At 51.5% G+C, this 4,200-nt stretch carries 1 protein-coding gene; it reads left to right on the top strand.

The window, feature by feature from the left end; genetic code table 11:
- The coding region (locus tag JRI89_17015; GenBank protein ID MBW2072931.1) for a hypothetical protein at positions 1-4,002 on the top strand (4,002 nt) is incomplete at its 5' end.
- Positions 4,003-4,200 lie beyond the last annotated feature (198 nt).

The following is a 4,200-nucleotide window of genomic DNA, read 5'->3' as shown; positions in this document are numbered from 1 at the left end:
ATGACAAATTACAAAAAATATTCAGACATGGCAGCTGCCTTTCTTGTCACTGTTCTGGTTGCAACTTTATTGTTTCCTACCTCAATCTTTGCCGAGCAGAATGCTGATTATGACGCCTTTCCCCCATATGTGTCCAAGTCGATAACTCCAAATGTGCTGGTTATTCTGGACAACTCCAACAGCATGGATGAAGACGTGGTGGGCAATGCGGTTGGCAGTGCAGCGGCAAACAGCAGGTCTGAAATTGCCCGGCAGGCAATACTTTCTCTTATTCAGGCCAACGCCGATAGAATGCGCATAGGACTCATGTCATACCAACAGACGAATGTTCAGCGCTACGAACTGCACAACAGCTTCTATTACTGCGCCTATGACCCAACCACTTATGACCCGAACGGCACATTTGCACCTAAAGATGACACTGTCAATACCATGCGCTATCCCAATCCGTCAGATGCAGGACACTATATTTACTATGATCAGGCCCTGCCAATGTATAGCTCTGGCAGCCTGAACAATGCTTTCTGCTACTCTTCTGACTTCACCGAAGACGGCAACAGCGGCAATGACCACTATCGCTGCTACACCGCAAAAACTGGCATCAGCGATCCACCACTTGGTTTGACCGCAGGTGTAATCGAGAGTCCACCCTATAATTACACCAACCACTGGTTCAACACTACGTTCATTCCCACTGATGAAGATATTGCTGCAGGCTTCACAGAATTCGGCAAGCAGCTCTCCTGGGTGCACACTGGTCCTACCTGGTTTGCTAATTCCAGTCCTGGAAAAGGATACCTCCATGTACCTGTGACCGATTCCACCAGCGCCCATCTCGTTTCACTGCAGCAGAAACTCGATACTTGCAACTTCTCCACCAATTCAGCAGACCACCCAAACAATGACCTGGACACCCCTATTAGAAATGCTGGACTTACACCCATTGCTGGAACACTGGAGTCTGCCCGCCTCTATTTTGAAGGGAACCTGCCGACCAACCAGGGCGGACCGCAGCCATCCCCTATACAGTACTGGTGTCAGAAAAATTTCGTCGTCCTGGTTACCGATGGCTTGCCAAGCGTTGACAAGAATGGCGCCACAGGCGATGCCGACAGTTTGCTCCCGGAAGTAGTAAACGAGGTGCAGCAGCTCCGCACCACCACGGTGGCCGGCTTCGCCAATCCCTTTGACATTCAGACCTTCGTACTCGGTTTTGCCATTCCCCCGGGCCTTGGTTCCAAGCTGGATGATATAGCTGTGGCTGGAGGCACCGATGTCAATGGGCATGCCTATCTCGCCTCTGACGCTGCTGAGCTTTCGCAGACATTGAACAGCATCTTCCTGGAGATCTTCAAACGGGTGTCATCCGGAACCGCTGCCTCGGTGATATCCAATGCCAGGGCAGGTGAAGGCGCCGTCTATCAATCGATTTTCTATCCCAGCTTCAACGACTCCAACTGCAGCAATCCGGACTCCTATGAAATAAGCTGGGTAGGACAGGTGCATGCCCTGCTGGTGGATGCCTACGGCAACATGAGGGAAGATACCAATAATAATCGCACCCTCGATCTGCAGGCAGACAAGATCATTATTTTTCACAACAACTATGCCTACAAGTTTCCTGACAACAACGGCAACGGCAGGCTCGAGCCTGGCGAGGGATTCACTGACACCAACAACAACGGCAAACTCGACTTTGACGTAGACACTATTCTGGGAAGCGTCGAGCAGGCTCCACTGACTGAAGTGGATTATCTCTGGTGTTCGAACAACTGGCTGAACGAGATACCGGACGCGAATATACCCACCCAACGGACCTATGCAACGCCCAGTCAAAACAGATATATTTTTACCTTCCTGGATACTGATGGAGATATGGTGGCCAAATTTGACGGTAGCGAACAGGTGGCGTTTTCCGAGGCAAACGCAGCTCTGATATCGCCCTATCTTCACCTGTTCGATCCTTTTGCCTATAATGCCACTACACCTCCTCCTGGCATAGATCCTGCGGACTTCAGTACCTTCTTGACCGCTCAGAGCGTACGTGAAATCAATTACATCAGAGGCCAGGACCAGGCAGATTCTTCAGTTGGTGCTTCCTCGGTGATCCCTGCCATGAGAAGCCGGCAGGTGGACTACGACTGTGATGGTACGGTAGAGACCTGGCGTCTGGGCGATGCTGTTCATTCGACCCCCACCCTGGTGGGCCGCCCTGGAGAGAACTATGATCTCCTTTTTAGAGATCAGACATACAAGGCCTTTTACGCCAAATACCGACACAGGCGTAATGTGGTCTATGCAGGGGCGAACGACGGTATGCTGCACGCCTTCAATGCCGGCTTTTTCGATCCGGCTACCAAGAAATTCTGGAAGGGTTACGACAAAAACGACACCGACGGGGACGGCAACCCCTTTACCGATACTGGTGGTTTCGAGCTCGGCACAGAATTATGGGCCTATGTCCCCTTCAACCTGCTGCCGCATCTCTACTGGCTAACCAAGCCGGATTACTCGCACGTCTATTACGTGGACCTGAAGCCCAAGGTTTTTGATGCCAGGATCTACGACCCCACCCTGTCCTCCAGTGACACCCATCCTTACGGCTGGGCTACTCTGCTGGTTGGCGGCATGAGATTGGGTGGCGGTATGATCCGCACCGACAGGGATCATGACGGCAGCTATGATGCAGCCAATGATATTATTATGAAGTCGGCCTACTTTATTCTGGATATTACCGATCCTGAACAGCCACCGAAGTTGCTCGCTGAGATAACCTTCGACGAACTCGGATACACCACTTCTTATCCTGCAGTTATTACGTTAGATCCAAAAAATGCCACAACTGCAAACAAGTGGTATCTTGCTCTGGGATCGGGTCCGATTGGCGCTGTTGGGCCTGACAGCAATGCTCTGGATACTGTATCAAGCAGTCAACATGGCAAACTCTATCTGGTGGATCTAAAAGAGCTCGCCAGAGCGGACAGCAACCGCGCCATAAAGGTCATAGACCAGGGCGGCCAAGAAACTACCACACCACAACCATTCGCCATACTCGACGAAGACTCCTATGTATCCGACCTGGTTTCGGTAGATCTGGACCTGGACTACAAGATCGATGTGCTCTACTTTGGAACGGTCGCAGGCAGCACCGGCGATTGGGAAGGAAAGCTGCGGCGAGTGGTCATCAACAGTGACCTGGATGCCACTCACTGGATTGGAGACAGCACCCTCATTGATGTAGAGCAGCCGATAAGCACGGCACCTACGGTGGCCAGAGACAGGGAAGGACACACCTGGGTCTTTTTTGGCACCGGCCGTTTTATGAACCGGGATGACGTGACGGATACCAGTCAACAGACCTACTATGGCGTCAAGGAGCCCTGGACAGATTTTGATAGTGATAATGTTGTGGACGTGGGTGAAAGTTTGACCTGGGGTTCAGTGGACACCTCTGACCTGGCCAATGTGAGCAATGCCGAGGTCTTCGTTGGCGGCGACGTTGTCACCAATTTGCCGCTAGCCGATTTTGATGGCAACAGCGATGGAGCCGTCACTTTCAATGAAGTCAAGGATGCAGTTGAAGATGCATATGGCTGGAAGATGAACTTTTCCACAAGCAAGGAGAGAAATCTCGGCCAGGCTGCCCTGTTGGGCGACATACTCACTTTTACAAGCTACATTCCTGACGATGATATTTGTCAATATGAAGGTACCAGTAAACTCTATACCCTGTATTATCTGACAGGCACTGCTTACACCCGGTCAATAATCGGCGTCAATACAGGCAACACTGATACGAACGGCAACCCGGAAGTCGGCAACCCGGAAGTGCTCAAAAGCATCGACATGGGTAAGGGACTTACCATAACCCCCAATATCCATTCTGGAAGGGAAAAGGGTTCCAAGGCCTTCGTCCAGATAAGCACGGGAGCCATCGCCGTAATCCAGCAGGCCAACCCTGGGGCTACCAAGTCCGGCAAAGTCTCCTGGCAAGAGGAATAGCCAGCACCGCCTCCGACCGCTCTGCAAGGCGGTCGGAGGCCTATCCTCCCGGGTAGCTCTTGTGGCTCATTTATCAGGCCTGCCGAGGACAGATTCTATATCGAAACTGCTTATTTGTTCTCCTTTGTTCTAGTGAACTGCCTTTATCCTCTTCACGTGCCAATCCTCATTCAAAATGAATTTCAAGCGATTCCGCAA

This window comes from Deltaproteobacteria bacterium (assembly GCA_019309045.1).
GTDB lineage: Bacteria > Desulfobacterota > Syntrophobacteria > BM002 > BM002 > JAFDGZ01.
The sequence above is the reverse complement of the archived record's forward strand: the minus strand, read 5'-3'. Positions and strand labels throughout refer to the sequence as shown.